15 protein-coding genes are annotated in these 15,637 nt (G+C 43.0%); all 15 read right to left on the bottom strand.

Features of this window, described 5'->3' with window-relative positions; translation table 11 throughout:
- Positions 1-67: 67 nt before the first annotated feature.
- The 15 genes from FFM67_RS10450 to FFM67_RS10520 all read right to left on the bottom strand — a co-directional run bounded on the left by FFM67_RS10450 (position 68) and on the right by FFM67_RS10520 (position 15,482).
- Positions 68-706 (bottom strand): thiamine diphosphokinase, encoded by a 639-nt coding sequence (locus FFM67_RS10450; protein WP_137614502.1) that lies wholly within the window; start codon positions 704-706, stop codon positions 68-70.
- Positions 706-1,356, bottom strand: a complete 651-nt coding sequence (rpe, locus tag FFM67_RS10455; RefSeq protein WP_137614503.1) for a ribulose-phosphate 3-epimerase — start codon at positions 1,354-1,356, stop codon at positions 706-708. The genes FFM67_RS10450 and rpe overlap by 1 nt, the downstream gene beginning before the upstream one ends.
- 184 nt (positions 1,357-1,540) lie before the next feature.
- Positions 1,541-2,419 (bottom strand): ribosome small subunit-dependent GTPase A, encoded by an 879-nt coding sequence (gene rsgA, locus FFM67_RS10460; RefSeq protein ID WP_137614504.1) that lies wholly within the window; start codon positions 2,417-2,419, stop codon positions 1,541-1,543.
- Positions 2,420-2,548: 129 nt separating this feature from the next.
- Positions 2,549-4,720: a Stk1 family PASTA domain-containing Ser/Thr kinase gene (pknB, locus tag FFM67_RS10465; RefSeq protein WP_137614505.1), complete on the bottom strand. Its 2,172-nt coding sequence runs from the start codon at positions 4,718-4,720 to the stop codon at positions 2,549-2,551.
- Positions 4,717-5,460: a Stp1/IreP family PP2C-type Ser/Thr phosphatase gene (locus tag FFM67_RS10470; RefSeq protein ID WP_137614506.1), complete on the bottom strand. Its 744-nt coding sequence runs from the start codon at positions 5,458-5,460 to the stop codon at positions 4,717-4,719. Before FFM67_RS10470 ends, pknB begins: the two co-directional genes overlap by 4 nt.
- Before the next feature lie 20 nt (positions 5,461-5,480).
- On the bottom strand, positions 5,481-6,833 hold the full coding sequence (rsmB, locus tag FFM67_RS10475; RefSeq protein ID WP_137614507.1) for a 16S rRNA (cytosine(967)-C(5))-methyltransferase RsmB: 1,353 nt from the start codon (positions 6,831-6,833) through the stop codon (positions 5,481-5,483).
- Entirely contained in the window at positions 6,834-7,775 is a 942-nt protein-coding gene (gene fmt, locus FFM67_RS10480; RefSeq protein WP_137614508.1) for a methionyl-tRNA formyltransferase, read from the bottom strand.
- The gene (def, locus tag FFM67_RS10485; RefSeq protein WP_137614509.1) at positions 7,768-8,259 is read right to left on the bottom strand and encodes a peptide deformylase; all 492 of its coding nucleotides are present in this window, start codon (positions 8,257-8,259) and stop codon (positions 7,768-7,770) included. Before def ends, fmt begins: the two co-directional genes overlap by 8 nt.
- Positions 8,260-8,294: 35 nt before the next feature.
- Positions 8,295-10,697: a primosomal protein N' gene (gene priA, locus FFM67_RS10490; protein ID WP_137614510.1), complete on the bottom strand. Its 2,403-nt coding sequence runs from the start codon at positions 10,695-10,697 to the stop codon at positions 8,295-8,297.
- 153 nt (positions 10,698-10,850) lie between these two features.
- A complete protein-coding gene (rpoZ, locus tag FFM67_RS10495; RefSeq protein ID WP_137614511.1) occupies positions 10,851-11,153 on the bottom strand; it encodes a DNA-directed RNA polymerase subunit omega in 303 nt (100 codons plus the stop codon).
- Between the two features lie 4 nt (positions 11,154-11,157).
- Positions 11,158-11,772 carry a guanylate kinase gene (gene gmk / locus FFM67_RS10500; protein WP_137614512.1) on the bottom strand — a complete coding sequence of 205 codons (615 nt, stop codon included), beginning with the start codon at positions 11,770-11,772 and terminating at the stop codon, positions 11,158-11,160.
- A 110-nt stretch (positions 11,773-11,882) separates the two neighbouring features.
- Positions 11,883-12,767, bottom strand: a complete 885-nt coding sequence (locus FFM67_RS10505) for a YicC/YloC family endoribonuclease (protein WP_137614513.1) — start codon at positions 12,765-12,767, stop codon at positions 11,883-11,885.
- Positions 12,768-12,806: 39 nt separating this feature from the next.
- Positions 12,807-13,022, bottom strand: a complete 216-nt coding sequence (locus FFM67_RS10510) for a YdbC family protein (protein ID WP_071862992.1) — start codon at positions 13,020-13,022, stop codon at positions 12,807-12,809.
- Positions 13,022-14,635 carry a patatin-like phospholipase family protein gene (locus FFM67_RS10515; RefSeq protein WP_137614514.1) on the bottom strand — a complete coding sequence of 538 codons (1,614 nt, stop codon included), beginning with the start codon at positions 14,633-14,635 and terminating at the stop codon, positions 13,022-13,024. Before FFM67_RS10515 ends, FFM67_RS10510 begins: the two co-directional genes overlap by 1 nt.
- A 142-nt stretch (positions 14,636-14,777) precedes the next feature.
- Positions 14,778-15,482, bottom strand: coding sequence for a class A sortase (locus FFM67_RS10520; RefSeq protein ID WP_137614515.1), 705 nt, complete (start codon positions 15,480-15,482; stop codon positions 14,778-14,780).
- Positions 15,483-15,637 lie beyond the last annotated feature (155 nt).

Genomic DNA, 15,637 nt, shown 5'->3' on the forward strand with positions numbered 1-15,637 from the left:
ATCTCTCAAAAATGAAAAAGAAGCAGGTCAACCACTGCTACAATAATCAGCTCCTTGACCTACTTCTTTAAACATCACGACTTTGAATGACAGCAATCATCCCTTTTGAGAAAACTACCTCTGCCTGGCCAATTAAAAACTCATTGCTAGCTAGGCTAGTAGGCTGTTGGAAATCCGCTTTCTTCAATTCATATTTAAAATTGGTTAGTGACAACTCCTTTACTGCTGTCAAACAGCAGAAGGCAACATACTTCATGCCCGCTTCTTGCTCAAGTCCATAGGAACCTGGAGCCAAATACTTAATCGTGTTCCCTCGATCGCTAATCGTAATCTGCGAAAGAAACGGTTGAAAGCGTGGTTCCAAGCCCAACCATAAATTCGCCAGCAAATGATCCAATCGTCCGCCAGTCGCTCCAATCAGCGTCACTTCTGCTTGAGGAAATCGCTCAAATGCCTTCACTAAAGCCAACTGAGTATCCGTGTCATCCTTTTCCGCCGGAGCTTCCAACACTTCTCCAATCTGACTGAAGACCTCTTCTTTTTCTTTTTCATTCAACGAATCAAAATCACCAATGGCTAGATCCGGCACGATCCCTCGACGCAAAAGAAACAAATTGCCACGATCAATCCCGATGATTTTTTCAAATTTAGTTGAAAAAGCAGGCCAGTGATTGGGATCACCGCCTGCTACAAGTAAGACCTGCATTAATCTAAAGCCGCCCGCAAAGCATTAATTTTTTCTTGCGGATTTTCTGCGTCATAAATATATGAACCCGCAACAAAAACATCAGCACCCACTTGAGCACATTTTTTAGCCGTTTCTGGTTGAATTCCACCATCGACTTCGATTTCATAATGGTAACCTTGTTCTTTTCTTAAACGATCCAACTCAGCGATTTTTTCAACCGTACTTTCGATGAAGCTTTGGCCGCCAAATCCAGGATTAACGGTCATCACCAAGACTTGATCCACATCCCCTAAAACACATTTGACAGCTTCGACTGGTGTACCAGGATTTAAGACAACCCCTGGTTTCACCCCCGCTGCTTTAATCATTTGAATTACCCGATGAATATGAGGCGTTGCCTCCACATGTGCCATGATAATATCTGCACCAGCCTTGGCAAAATCGCTAATATAATTTTCAGGATTGGCGATCATCAAATGAACATCCAACGGTAGCTTCGTTACAGGACGTAATGCTTTGACAACAACTTGACCAAAGGAAATATTTGGTACAAAGTTTCCATCCATCACGTCGATGTGAATATAATCCACACCTGCATCCTCTACCATTTTGACCTCTTCACCTAGTCGTGCAAAATCCGCACTTAAAATCGATGGGGCAATTTTCATAGTTCCTACTCCTTTTTCATTTTAATGTATTTATTTTCCTTTCAGAAAAATAAGTCCGATCTTCAAGCCGTATAGCATCCTTCTAGCGCTTTCCTTTTGTCCTCGTTTGGACCTTTTTTCTGTTTTTAAACCTTGTAAACTGTGAAAAGTCGGACTGCCATCCTTTTTCATTTTGTAGAATATGTTATTTCTTTTTATAGATTGGACGGCGTTTTTCGATTTCTTGTAAAAATTGCAAGTAATTGTCGTAGCGGTTCTGGGCGATTTCCCCCGCTTCAACTTGACGTTTTACTTCGCAACCAGGTTCTTTAACATGGCGACATTCTCGAAAGCGGCACTTAGGCGCAGCGGCCCGGAATTCTGGAAATTCTTTTGGTAATTCTTCGACAGTCAGCTCTAGAAATTCGATTGAACTGAAGCCCGGCGTATCTGCTACCAGACCGTCAAACAACTCTAGTAATTCCACATGGCGCGTCGTATGGCGTCCACGACCTAAAGCATCAGAAATTTCGCCAGTCGCTAAATTCAATTCTGGTGAAACATCATTCAGCAAAGTGGATTTACCTGCTCCAGATTGTCCCATGAAAACCGTTAACTGATGGGCGAATAAATCGGTTAGTTTCTTCTTGTCCTGTTCGCCATCTATCACTGGATACCCTAAAGGCTCATAAACCGACCGAATTTTTTCCACCATCGTTGAATCAGAAACAATATCGGTCTTTGATAAATAAATAATCGGATGAATGTCATTATTTTCAAGGGTGACTAAAAAGCGATCCAATAAATTATAGGAAAAATTGGGTTCCACCAAGCTAGTGACAATTACGCCTTGATCAACATTGGCTACCGGCGGACGAACCAATTCATTTTTGCGGGGTAATAGCTCCAAAATATAGCCTTCACTATTTTCTTCACTGCTAAATACTACTTCGTCTCCCACTAAAGGTGTCAATTTCTTTTTACGAAAATTTCCTCGCGCCCGCGTTTGATGAATTTTCCCCTCGCTAGCAACATAATAAAAACCACTTAAAGCTTTACGAATCTGTCCTTCGATTCGTCTCATCTCCTTTTTGTTTCAAAGCTGTAATTCCTGACAGCTTGTCCGTTTGTCTCATTGTAGCATACTTCATTTTTCGTTTCAGTACAAATGACCTAAAAAACCTTTCCTGATTCAAAATCAGGAAAGGTTTTCTTAAGGAACCGTGATCGTTTCAGCTCCCAAAATGTCGCTCTTGGTAATAACTGAATTGCCATTGCGTTGAACCTCAACAGTAGCTGGCTGATCCCCCTCCGTTGTAACCGATACGGTTCTTTCGGCGGATTGGGTATTTTTATCTATTGTAAAATCTAATTTTTGCGTTGCTGTTTCATTTTTTGCATCCGTCACTAAAACGGTAATCGTATCTTTCTGATCACCCGAGCCGGTAAAGCTTGCTGCGAGCGTGACATCAAAGGTTTTTGTGGTGGGCTCTTCTGATTCTTGGGTTTCTTCTGGACCTTTTGAGACGACGACAGTAACTGTAGCACCTTTTTTTACGGAGCCAGCACTTGGATTCGTTGAAATGACTTTCCCAGCAGCAACTTCGCTGGAAAATTCTTGTGTTTCGAGATACTTCAGCCCTAAATTAGTAATGGCCGCTTCCGCTTCGGCTTTGTCTTTTCCAGTTTGATCGTCCAGTTGGACATTGGCCGAACCAGTGCTTACTTTCAAAGTAATCGTATCTTTAGCAGTCATCGCTGTCCCACCGACTGGATTTTGACTGATCACTTCTCCTGCTGGAACAACTTCATCACTTGCCGAAGTTTGATTAATCTGACTGTCTGTGATGCCTAACTCCAAGAGTTCTTCTCGTGCGTTCTGGTATTCCCAGCCAGTATAATTCCCGATTTTGATAGTCTTCGGTCCATCCGAAACTTGAAAAACCACTTCATCATTTTTCGGATCAACTTTTGTACCAGCTTTCGGTTCTTGGCTAATAATCTGATCTTCAGGGATTGTATCGCTATTTACGAGCTCAATCCGAATATTCTTCGATAAAAATCCAATGTCTTGCAGGTCCTCTTGCGCGTCCCGGATTTTTTCACCTTTATACTCTTTGATTGCGACCTTTTTCGTACCAGAACTAACATATAGACGAACCTGTTGGCTTTTTTTGATCATGTTGCCAGCTGCTGGATTGGTTCGAACAACGCGACCTTTTCCGATTATATCGCTGGGAACCTCTTTTGCTTTACTCTTAACGGATAAGCCAGCATCTTTTAACGCGCTGCGAGCTGCGGCTTCAGTCATATCCTCCACTTGTGGGATTGAGACTTCCGCTGAACTAGTCAAAAGATACGCGGTAGTACCGCCAATAATTCCTAAGAGTAAAATCAATAGAAAAATAAAGCGGCGTTTGCCTTTTTTCTTTTTCGGTTTTTCTTCTGACAGCGGCTCTTCCACTTTTGTTTCTTCTGGCGGATTCTCCGGCTGGATCGGCGTCAACGCCTTTGTCTCATCCAACATCACTGTTGGTTGCCAAGGTAGCTCATCTATTCTGCTTGGTGAAAGGGCCGTAGAAAGATCTTCAGCCATTTCCTCCGCGGTTTTATAGCGATCCGCAGGCTCCTTTGCAGTGGCGTGCATCACAATATTTTCTAAAGCTTGAGGAACTTCCGGATCAAAACTTTTTACGGAAGGCATCTTATCTTGAAAATGCTTCAAGGCAATCGTTACGGCTGATTCACCATCAAAAGGCACATTACCCGTTAACATTTCATACAAGATAATACCTAACGCATAAATATCTGATTGCTTTGTGGCCATTCCGCCTCGTGCCTGTTCCGGCGATAAGTAATGGACAGAGCCTAACATTGAATTGGTTTGGGTCAAAGAGGTTTCAGATAAGGCGATCGCGATTCCGAAGTCAGCGATCTTAACCACGTCTTCTTGATCCATCAAAATATTTTGCGGCTTCAAATCACGGTGAATAATCCCATGAGCGTGTGCCAAACTAACAGCAGATAAAACTTGTTGCATGATATCAACGATCTTGCTGTAAGAAATAGGATGTTTCGTTTGAATAAAACGTTTTAGATCCATTCCTTTGACATATTCCATGACCAAATACTGCATACCGCTCTCTTCATCGACATCATAAACGCCGACGATATTCGGATGCACCAATTCTGTTGCTGCCAGCGCTTCTCGCTGGAAGCGGCGAATTGCCGTTTGATCATTTTGAAAGTCAAAGCGTAATATTTTGATGGCAACATCACGATCCAAAATCAAATCGTGGGCCAAAAAGACGTTTGCCATCCCGCCACTGCCGATACTGGCGATAACTTTATAACGTCCATTGACCAATTTGCCTATTTCGATCATGGACATGCAGCCCCCTCAAAGTGGATCAATAAAACAGTGATATTATCCGCACCACCAGCTTCATTAGCCGCAGAAATTAGTTGTTTGGTTTTGCTTTCTAATGTTTGGTCACTAGTCACGACTGACAAAATATCTGCTTCACTCACCATATTGGTCAAACCATCTGAACATAATAGTAAATAATCATTTGCTTGACATTGGTGCCGTGAAACATCTATTTCCACCTGTCCAGAGACACCCACAGAACGAGTCAAAATATTTTTTTGCGGATGGGTAGCCGCCATCTCTTTGGTGATCTCGCCTGACTTTAGTAATTCATTTACCAAAGAATGATCATCCGTCAATTGCTTCAACTGATCGTTTTGAATCAAGTATGCTCGGCTATCTCCAACATGGGCCAAAACAAATGTTTCATTCAGTAACGCTGCACTGACGATCGTTGTTCCCATTCCTTGCATTTCTGGATGTGTAATTCCTTCTTGATAGATTGCTTCGTTAACTTTTTGAATTTCTTGCAAAAACCATTGGCTTGCTTCCTCTGGTTGTGAAATAGTTGAGGTCGACCAAGCAGCGCCTAAACCGTCAACCGCCATCTTACTAGCTACATCGCCAGCTAAATGACCGCCCATACCATCTGCAAGTACAGCTAAATACATGTCTGCTTGATTCGTAAAAACATTTGCATAATCTTGGTTCGTGTGACGACGTCTGCCGATGTCTGATTGAAATTGAATTTCCATCTTTTGTCCACCTCATTTATCTATTTTTTTTGCATTGCACAAATAAAGAATCCATCTGTCATAAACATTTCAGGATATAAAATCAGCATTTGGTCATGGATTGCCGCCTGTAATTTTGTGTCTAGTGTCAGATCGATTTTTTCAAAATCCGACCGCTCTGCTAAAAAGGCTTCGACCACTGCTTGATTTTCTGCTGATGTGATGGTACATGTACTGTATACCATAATCCCACGCGATTTCAATGTGGGCGCACAATTTTTTAAAATTTCTAATTGGATTTTTGGCAGCTGAACAAAATCCTGTGGCTGCTTTTGATATTTGATATCTGGTTTACGCCGCATCAAGCCTAAGCCAGAACAAGGAGCGTCAACTAAAATCCGGTCAAAGCTTTCCGCTTCAAAATGTTGCGCAGCTTCTCGTGCGTCCATCTTTTTCGTGACGATTCGATCCGTCACTCGTAAACGTTCCGCATTTTCTTGAACTAATTTTAATTTGTGTTCATGGATATCTAGTGCGGTAACGGAGCCTTCATTTTCTAATAAGGCAGCAATGTGAGTCGTTTTCCCACCCGGAGCTGCACAAGCATCCAACACTTTTTGACCTGGAATAATTTGCATCGCTTGCGCCACCAGCATCGAGCTTTCATCTTGAATCGTCAGCCAACCATTTTGAAATAATTCACTACCAGCTAAAAAACCACGGTCAGCAATAATTCCATAAGGAGACAGCTCACTGATACGAGCCTCGATCCCATCTTCCGCCAATGCTTCAATAGCTTCTTCACGGCTCAAATAACGCAAATCTACGCGAGCACTCACTCGGCTTGGCTCTAATAGTGACAAGCCCAGCTTACGGGTTTCTTCCTCACCAATCTCTGCCACAAACTTTTCAGTTAAAAATTTTGGCATACTGATTTCCGTTGCCAAGCGTTCGATTGGGTCCTTAATTAAATCTAACGATGGAACCCCTGCTCGTTGAATCGAACGCAAAACGCCGTTGACAAATTTTCCTGTTCCCGGATTGCCTTTGGCTTTGGCGATCTCTACCGCTTCATTAATAATCGCATGGTCCGGCACACGATCCAAATAAAGCATTTGGTAAAGAGACAATTGCAACAGGCTTCTAACCCACGGATCCACTTTTTTCGCTTTCTTGATGAAAGGTTCGACCTCATAAGCTAATAATAATTGGCGACTAATCGTGCCATAAACTAGCTCTGTCAATAACGCAGTATCTTTGCCGTCAACTTTATTTTTTTGAATCAGTTCATTTAGCAATAAATTTGAATATGCTCCCCCGCGATTGATCCGTTCGATTGCTTCTAAAGCCGTAAAACGCACGGAGTGCAGTAATTTTTTAGGAATTTTTGCCATCTAGATCACCTGCTGTCCTTCTGCCACGGCTTGACCACTGCCATTTAAAAAGGCTTGAATCGCTTGCTTCGCTTTACCAGCTGGCTGCAATTCATCAATTGCCAAGACCGTGCCATTGCCACAAGCAATGTGCAAGGCCTTTTTAGTCCGCGAAACGATTGTCCCTGGGGCCGCAGTTGTTGTTTCTTCTAGTGGAGTCGTATGGAAAAGTTTCCACCGCGCCCCTTCATAGGTCGTGAAAGCCACCGGCCACGGATGCATCCCCCGTACTTGGTTATCAACCTCTTCAGCCGTTTTTTGCCAATCGATCGCTTCTTGTTCTCGACTGATATTCGGCGAAAAAGTCGCTTCCGCTTCATTTTGCGGCGTTGGTTTCAATTCACCGGAAATAATTTTCGGTAAAGTCGCTAATAATAATTCTTTCCCCACTTGGCTTAATTTTTCGAACATCGTTCCCACGTCATCTTGTTTCGTGATGGCGATCTTTTGCTGGCTGAAGATACCGCCTGCATCCATCTTCTTAATCATCTCCATGATCGTAACACCCGTTTCAGCTTCACCTTCCATGATTGCGTAATGAACTGGTGCACCCCCACGATATTTTGGTAATAAAGAGGCATGGACATTGATGGCCCCTAATTTAGGAACCTGTAATAATTTTTCCGGCAAAAATTGACCGAATGCCGCCGTCACTAATAAATCTGGCGCTAGTTTTTTAATGGTTTCTATTTCTGGTGAGCCACTGATTTTTTCCGGCTGTAAGACTAGCAGCCCGTGCTTCAAGGCTGCTTCTTTTACTGGAGTCGGAGTAATAATTTTTTTTCGACCAATTGGGCGGTCTGGTTGCGTTACAACCGCAGCAATCTCGTAGCCCGCCTCAATCAAGCTTTCTAGAATTGGTACCGAAAAGGCCGGTGTTCCCATAAATACAATTTTAGTCATCGATATGTTCCTCCATATAACGTTCTAAATCTTCTGGGGCAATCTGCTCGATCATTTGATCGATAAACAACTTACCGTCTAGATGATCAATCTCGTGTTGAAACGCCCGAGCCAAATAGCCATAGGCAGTGACTTCCATCTCAGCCCCATCACGATCGTAATAGCGTACCGTCACTTCATCATAACGCTCGACCGTTCCAAACGTTTCAGGGATCGACAGACAGCCTTCCACATCAATATTGGTTCCTTTACCTTCGATAATCTCAGGATTGATTAGATCAAAGCGGTCGCCTTCTTCCACTTCAATCACGGCAATCCGCAAGTTTTTACCGATTTGCGGCGCAGCCAGCCCGATTCCATCATGAGCCACCATCGTCTCATACATATCATCTAGCAAGGTAACCATCTCGTCGGAAATATATTCGATTGGCTCTGCCTTTTGCAGCAACCGCTTGTCAGGATGAATAATAATTGGATAACGCATATCCTCACTCCCATCTCTTTTACTGTTTAAACAATTTAAATAAAATACATTGGTTCATTGTCAATGGCAATCAATATCCCTTGACGTTGATCTTTTTGGCTCACTTGTAAAATTTCTTCTAACGTTCCTTGTAAGTTCGGCTCGTGTTTATATTTAATAATCAGCTGATAGTAATAACGATTTTTGATTCGTAAGATTGCTCCTGGTGTCGGTCCTAACAAAATGCTTTGAGGACTTAATTGCTGCCGCAGCTGTTCCGCTAATTGAAAGGCTTTTTGCGCCGCTTTCATCTCCTCTTGATGAGAGACCGTGACTTTCACCGTGTAATAATACGGAGGATAATCGGTTTGATGACGAATCCGCATCTCCTGCTGATAAAAATTCTCGTAATCATGATGCTGGGCCAGCTTGATCGTGTAATGTTCTGGATTAAAGGTCTGGATAACGACTTCCCCCGCCTTTTCTCCCCGACCCGCTCGGCCGCTGACCTGTGTCAATAATTGGAAAGTCCGCTCGCTAGAACGAAAGTCTGGTAGATTTAGCGCCGTATCGGCATTTAAAACACCGACTAAGGTCACGTTTGGAAAGTCTAAGCCCTTCGCAATCATTTGTGTGCCTAATAAAATATCTGCTTCTTTTTCACCAAAAGCAGTTAAGATTTTTTCATGAGCCCCTTTGCGGCGAGTCGTATCGACATCCATTCGCAACACTCGGGCTTCGGGAATCAATTGTTCCAATTCTTCTTGGACCTTTTCCGTTCCCGTCCCGAAGTAACGGATCTTATCTTTGCCGCAGTTGGGACAACGATGCGGAATGCCCTCTTCATGACCGCAATAATGACAGCGCATCGTTTTCGTATCCATATGTAGCGTCAAAGAAATATCACAGTTGGGACAAGGTAAGACAAAGCCGCAATCTCGACACATGACAAAGGAAGAATACCCGCGACGATTCAACAACAGCACACTCTGCTCCCCTTTAGCCAATCGATCCCGCAATCTTTCTTCCAAACTTTCAGAGAAGGAAGAATTCAGGCGGCGCTGCATTTCTTCCCGCATATCAACGATCTCGACGGTGGGCAACTTTGCCTGACTGTTCGCTCGCTCCGTCAAATGTAATAATTGATAGACGCCTTTTTGTCCGCGTGCACGGGATTCTAATGACGGCGTAGCACTGCCTAGAACCACTGGACAATGGTGGTATTTTCCTCGCCAAATCGCTAAATCTCGTGCATGATAGCGGGGCGACTCTTCTTGTTTATAGCTCGTCTCATGTTCTTCATCAATAATGATGACACCGATATTTTCTAAAGGGGCGAAGATCGCTGAACGGGCACCAACAACTACGTGGGCTTCGCCACGCTCCAATTTCCGCCATTCATCGTATTTTTCACCTTGAGACAAGCCGCTATGTAAAACTGCTACTTCGCTACCGAAACGTGCTTTAAAACGGGTTGCCATTTGCGGTGTTAAGGAAATCTCTGGTACTAACATCATGGCCGTTTGACCTTTGGCTAAGACGTCTTGAATCACTTGCAAATAAACTTCCGTTTTGCCACTGCCCGTCACGCCTTCTAACAAAAAGACTTGATGTTCGCCAGCACTATTTTTTTGGCTAATCGCTTCATAAGCCGCCTGTTGTTCTGGATTTAAATCTAAAGCCGAGGTTTGTTGGATCTCACGCTCCGCATAGGGATCTCGGTATTTCTCCACTGCGACAAAGGTCAGCCACCCTTTTGCTTCAGCTTGATTCAAATTAGCTAAAGAAAAGTCCTCCGCCTTCATTTCTTTCACCGCTATCAGTTTTTCTTCCGCAAGAGCTGCTAAATAATCCAATAGCTGTTCCTGTTTGTAGGAATTTTTACGCAATCCGGCTTTCAGCTCTGCTAATTTAGCTGGAGAAAAAGTTCGCTTGATGTAACGCTCGGTTTTGACTTTGTTTTTCGTATGGACTTCGTAACGTAACTCGACGATGCCTTGCTCCCGCAAAGCAGCCAATTCCTTCAACCAGCCTTGTGCCTCAGCATCCTCCCAGTCAAGGGAAGAGCCACCAGCAAAATAGTTTGCTTGAACAGTGTCAACGTCCTTCAACAAATAAAAACTTTTTTGATAATTGGCCTTCATGACACTAGGCAACATCGTCTGCAAACAAGTCACTTTAAAGGCGAAAGTCGTGGCTTTCATATAATCCGCCAAAGCTAATAATTCCTGATTCAAGACTGGCGCTAAATCTAACACACGAATAAGTGGTTTTAACTTATCCGGCAATGGGTCTGGTGCGGTCTTAAAACCAACCACAAAACCTTGCACATGGCGTGGCCCAAAACCAACTTCTACCCGCATGCCGACTTCTACTGCTAATTGAGGCGGGATCAAGTAACTGAAGGGTTGATCCGTCTGCATCGCAGGAACATCCACGATCACTTGTGCTAATTTCATTTCTTCCGCCTCCATTCTTTATTATTGTACTAAATTTCGACGCGGTTGGTCTAAATTAAGAAATGTTCTATGTACTTGGTAACAAAAAAGAAGGGATTGCGCCAAAAGTACTTGGTACAATCCCATTTACATTTGCGTGAAAAAATTCAGCGCTTAGTTTTGGTCGTTACAGATACGTGCTTCTAGATCTCGTTGATCTCGTTCACGTTGAAGATGGCGTTCTTCTTCTTCCATCTTCAAACGTTCACGTTTGATTTCTGGATGTGGGTCATTGATGACCGCGCCGGCATCGATTTCTTCTAATGCCTGTCCCACACTTTTCACAGATTCAAATGAATCCAAGGTTGGTTGTGCTCCTGCATCTAATTCGTGGGCACGTTTGCTGGCTAAAATGACCAATGAATATTTTGAATTCACGTGGTCTAACAACGTATCAATCGAAGGTTTTAACATCATAAACTTAGATCTCCTTTAACATTTTTATATATTTACCAATCACTCGGTCAACTCGGTAATGCTCACTAACAATAATATCTTTAATCCGATCAACTGCCTTTAACACTTGATCGTTTACAACAGCATAATCATAAAGAGCCATCATTTCGATCTCTTGACGGGCAACGCGCATTCGCTCATCGATCACTTCTGCACTATCGGTGCCGCGGCCAACGATTCGAGCTTTTAGTTCCGTTAAATCCGGCGGTGTCAGAAAAATAAACACGCCATCGGGAACTTTATCTTTTACTTGCTGCGCCCCGTGGACTTCGATCTCTAAAAAGACATCTTTGCCTTCATCTAGCGTTTTATTTACATAGGTCAACGGCGTGCCGTAATAATTCCCCACATATTCTGCATATTCCAGCATTTCGCCGGCTTCGATCATCGCCTCGAACTCTTCTTTCGTTCGGAAATAATAATCAACGCCTTCGACTTCACCTTCTCGTTTTGGTCGGGTGGTCATTGAGACAGAATATTGAAATTCATTATCGTCTCGTTCAAAAATGGCTTTTCTAACGGTGCCTTTGCCAACGCCGGAAGGTCCCGACAATACAATCAACAGTCCTCGTTCAGACATACTAACGCCCTTTCATCGTCTTTTTCAGCTAACGCCTATTGTGCACTTTTTTTTTGAATATTTCAAGGGGCAGCGCAAAGCTCCTCCTTAATTCTTATAAAACACATGAACTATTCGACATTTTGAATCTGTTCGCGAATTTTTTCTAAGATCGTTTTCAACTGAACAACACTATCTTTGATTTGAATTGGGCTGGATTTTGAGCCGATGGTATTGACCTCACGATTCATTTCTTGCAATAAGAAATCCAATTCGCGGCCGACTGGATCAGTCGTTTGTAGCAAGACACTCATTTTTTCTAAATGAATCCCTAAGCGATCCAACTCTTCATGGATATCGCCTCGCTCTAATAAGATCGCCAACTCTGTCAGCAAACGCTCATGATCAACTGTATTGCCTAGATACTCTTCCAGCTTCGCTTGATACCGTTGCTGATAATCTGCTTCGTACTCGGTCACAAAACTTGCCAATTTCCTCGTCAACTGTTGGACCTGCTCACTATATTCCACCAATACCTTTTGGATACCCGCGCCTTCTTTTTCCCGACTGGACGCAAGCTGGGTAAAGGCGGCTGTCGCAACTTCTTCCACTAATCCTTCTAACGAGTCATCTGCCGTCTGTTGATCAACGATCGTGACATAATCATCCTGTTCCATCGCTTTCACTAAGACTTGTTCCACCGGTAGATCCACCACACAGAAATGTTCTTTACCGCCACTTTGTAATTCTCGAACCAATTGATTCAACAATTCCCAATGAACAACTACTTGTTTATTGCCACTTTTCATCGGTGTCAGATTGATAAACACATCCACGCGACCTCGTTGAATTTTTTCTTTTGCGAGTTGTCGGATTAATGCTTCATAAGGATTTAATTCCTTTGGCATGCGAATCTGTAAATCTAAAAAACGATTGTTGACACTTTTTAATTCAATGTTCAACTCATAATTGTCATTGGTGTGTGCTGCTTGACCATAACCAGTCATACTTTTCATTGCCGTTGTCCCCCTCTTTTGAAAAAAATGGATTTCAGACTACATCTTGCTTAACGTTTCTTTCAACACCGCAAATTCTTCGTTGCTTAACGTCACACCTTTGCCCATTTTTTCATGGTCAGGGGCCCAATCTCTAAGATCAAACTTAGGTGGCCGTTCATTCCAGCTCACCAGGTTCAATTCCTTGCGCCAGCCTTTCGGATTCTCCGATAGCACAGCGATTTCCTCAACGATTTCATAATTAAATTCTGCCATTATAATTCCTCCTGTAGATAACTAAAAAAAAGTGCCAGCAAGGTCTGGATCGGCCAGCGGCGATACCACTGTTCCCAAGAGCCAGTTTGTTGATAAATTTGTAAGACTTGATGATAGTCAGAAAAAAGATTGTGATGATTGATAAAATCCTCAATCTGTTCTTGTACCGAAATTCCCGGTCCGAATTTACTTGGCGCCTCGATTTGACGTCGCAATACAGCGATCAATTCTACCGGTGTAAATACTTGGACCGGCGAAACCTTCAACCAATAAGCAAAAAACTCTAAAAAAGCCAGACTCAGTAATTCAACCGGTACACTACGCCGGAAAAACTTTTTTAATTCAGGGTAAAGCTGATCCAGCTCAACAGGTACCTGCTTTTTGACTTTTTGTAAAAAATCCTTCGTCAACCGTTGAAAATCAGCCTGACAACTAAAAAAGTAGCGTTCTCCCTGCAACTCGCCAAATGCGCGCTTCGTTTCCAAATAGCCTAAATCAATATTGACTGACGCGCGATCACTATGAAACAGCAATAAATCCCCTAGACTCCAGGGGCTGGCTAGAGAAAGCTCCGCGACTTCCGCCGGCAGACGATATTTTTTATCAAGGCCCGGTCCGTGAACATCTACTACGATAACTTCCGTGACCCCTTGCTGCAACGCGACGTCCACTGGCAAATTATTCCGATAGCCACCGTCAACATAAAAATCATCCCCGATCTTCGCCATTGCCATCATCGGAAAAAAAGTCGACGATGCCAACAACCAATCAATGATCTCCTCTTTAGGACATTGGTTAAGTGAAACAATAATTTCTTGAAAAGCAGGTACCTTCGTTGTCACAACTGACAGTGGGCAAGCCCGTTGAATTTTTTGCGGGTCAAGCCGTTCCTCCAACAAGCGTCTTAGAGGGGCCGAGGAAAGACCTCGTTGCCGCAAAGATGTTTTAATAAAGGTTCGCAGTTGATCCACCTGCGCCGCAAAATCCAATTCTTCGACCTCTTTGAAGGTGATCTCTAATACTTTATCCGTTTCGATTTCTTCCCACAACGAGACAGCTTGATCATACTCTCCCTGAGCGATTAAGGCGCCATTCAAGCCGCCCACCGACGTGCCACTAATCACAGCAAAAGAAATATTTTTTTCTAGCAAAGCTTGCCAAACACCGATTTGATATGCACCGCGAGCGCCACCGCCGCCTAAAACCAAGCCTGTTTGATAAACTAACGGTTTTTGCCAAACCTCTTCAGTGAAGTGATAGCCTTGGCTGATCAGCCATTGTTGAATAATCAGATTCGCCTTCAGCTTCAATTTCAACGTGTGCTTAAATTCACGGCGAGCCGCATTCTCTAATAATAAAAAAGCGGTCTTCCAGTTCAACTCCGCTGTAATCAGTAAGTTATTAATCAACCACGCTTCTTTTTCCACGATCTTATCAACAAACAGGCAAGCCGTTTTGTAACGCAACAAAAACCCATGCCCTTTTTTTACCGCTGAAAAATATTCCATTCGTGCTTGACGATGGGAAGAATAGAAGGGAAAAAGCAAATGCGTCTGCTGAAAAATTGTCCAATCTGCTAATAGCTCAGAGGCGTAAATTCTTTTAAGCTCCATCACCGTCTCCTTCAAATTTTTGATTAAAGTAATTCGTCATACTTGTTTCAAGTATAGCAGAAATCCAAGCGGTTCCCTTAGCTAAAAGGATCAATTCTTTTAAAACAAAAAAACTTCAAGGCTAGCCTCGAAGTTTTTTGTTTTAATACGTTCTTTGTTCCATCTGAAAAGCCTTCAACATCGTGTCCGTCGCATTTTTCACCGGAGTGACACCAACTAACTCCCCTTGGACGATGATCCGAGTAACTCCTTCGATCTCGCCGCAAGTAATCAAGGTAATCTGCTGCTTCCCTGGCTGGACGTCTAGATATTTTACTTCTGTCGGCTGGACGCGTACTTTCAACGTCGTTTTATACGTATAAACATTTTGCAGATCGGTTAAATAGATAAGATCATTTTCTTTGATTCCTTCAAGGGGTGTAAATAAAAGACCCGGTCGATCCGCCCGATGACTCGCTAACGCGTAATTTCCTTCACCCATTTTTTGATCCGGAGATAAGGTTCCCGCACCATACAAAAGCACTTCATTGGATAACCCTTTGAATATCGGCAAATTGATTTCTACCGAAGGGATCGCGATGCCACCGATAACTGGCAAGCGCTTGTTGCTTAATTGTGCCTGCAACACGGCTTCTGTACTAGCGGGCTCCACCGCATCAAAATCAAAAGAAGCCTCTTTGCGCATATTTTTATCGATTTCGCTTTTATTTATCTTTGACACGATATAGCGCTCACCGTTATACTGCATCAAAAAATATTTGATTTGATTGTTGAAAATCAACGCTAATCCTACGAGCAGCAATAAGAAAAGAAAAATATTTATGAGCCAATTCCTTTTTTTCTTCATCACACGCCTCCTGAGTTTCCATCTAATAGTACCACACTCTGTTCCTTCACATAATACTACTTTCACTTAATAGATAAAAACGCCGATTGTAAAATTAAGCTAGACAACTAAAAAAGCCATTTGTGCTACACTCAAAATAGTTCTGACCAAAGAAT

The sequence above is a fragment of the Enterococcus viikkiensis genome (genome assembly GCF_005405345.1).
Taxonomy (GTDB): domain Bacteria; phylum Bacillota; class Bacilli; order Lactobacillales; family Enterococcaceae; genus Enterococcus_A; species Enterococcus_A viikkiensis.

Excerpts from the sequence above, each read along its gene's own strand:
- FFM67_RS10450 (WP_137614502.1), bottom strand. The coding sequence starts at position 706 with ATGCAGGTCTTACTTGTAGCAGGCGGTGATCCCAATCACTGGCCTGCT.
- pknB (WP_137614505.1), bottom strand. The coding sequence starts at position 4,720 with ATGATCGAAATAGGCAAATTGGTCAATGGACGTTATAAAGTTATCGCC.
- rpe (WP_137614503.1), bottom strand. The coding sequence starts at position 1,356 with ATGAAAATTGCCCCATCGATTTTAAGTGCGGATTTTGCACGACTAGGT.
- rpoZ (WP_137614511.1), bottom strand. The coding sequence starts at position 11,153 with ATGATGTTAAAACCTTCGATTGATACGTTGTTAGACCACGTGAATTCA.
- FFM67_RS10505 (WP_137614513.1), bottom strand. The coding sequence starts at position 12,767 with ATGAAAAGTATGACTGGTTATGGTCAAGCAGCACACACCAATGACAAT.
- rsgA (WP_137614504.1), bottom strand. The coding sequence starts at position 2,419 with ATGAGACGAATCGAAGGACAGATTCGTAAAGCTTTAAGTGGTTTTTAT.
- priA (WP_137614510.1), bottom strand. The coding sequence starts at position 10,697 with ATGAAATTAGCACAAGTGATCGTGGATGTTCCTGCGATGCAGACGGAT.
- FFM67_RS10515 (WP_137614514.1), bottom strand. The coding sequence starts at position 14,635 with ATGGAGCTTAAAAGAATTTACGCCTCTGAGCTATTAGCAGATTGGACA.
- fmt (WP_137614508.1), bottom strand. The coding sequence starts at position 7,775 with ATGACTAAAATTGTATTTATGGGAACACCGGCCTTTTCGGTACCAATT.
- FFM67_RS10510 (WP_071862992.1), bottom strand. The coding sequence starts at position 13,022 with ATGGCAGAATTTAATTATGAAATCGTTGAGGAAATCGCTGTGCTATCG.
- def (WP_137614509.1), bottom strand. The coding sequence starts at position 8,259 with ATGCGTTATCCAATTATTATTCATCCTGACAAGCGGTTGCTGCAAAAG.
- gmk (WP_137614512.1), bottom strand. The coding sequence starts at position 11,772 with ATGTCTGAACGAGGACTGTTGATTGTATTGTCGGGACCTTCCGGCGTT.
- rsmB (WP_137614507.1), bottom strand. The coding sequence starts at position 6,833 with ATGGCAAAAATTCCTAAAAAATTACTGCACTCCGTGCGTTTTACGGCT.
- FFM67_RS10470 (WP_137614506.1), bottom strand. The coding sequence starts at position 5,460 with ATGGAAATTCAATTTCAATCAGACATCGGCAGACGTCGTCACACGAAC.
- FFM67_RS10520 (WP_137614515.1), bottom strand. The coding sequence starts at position 15,482 with ATGAAGAAAAAAAGGAATTGGCTCATAAATATTTTTCTTTTCTTATTG.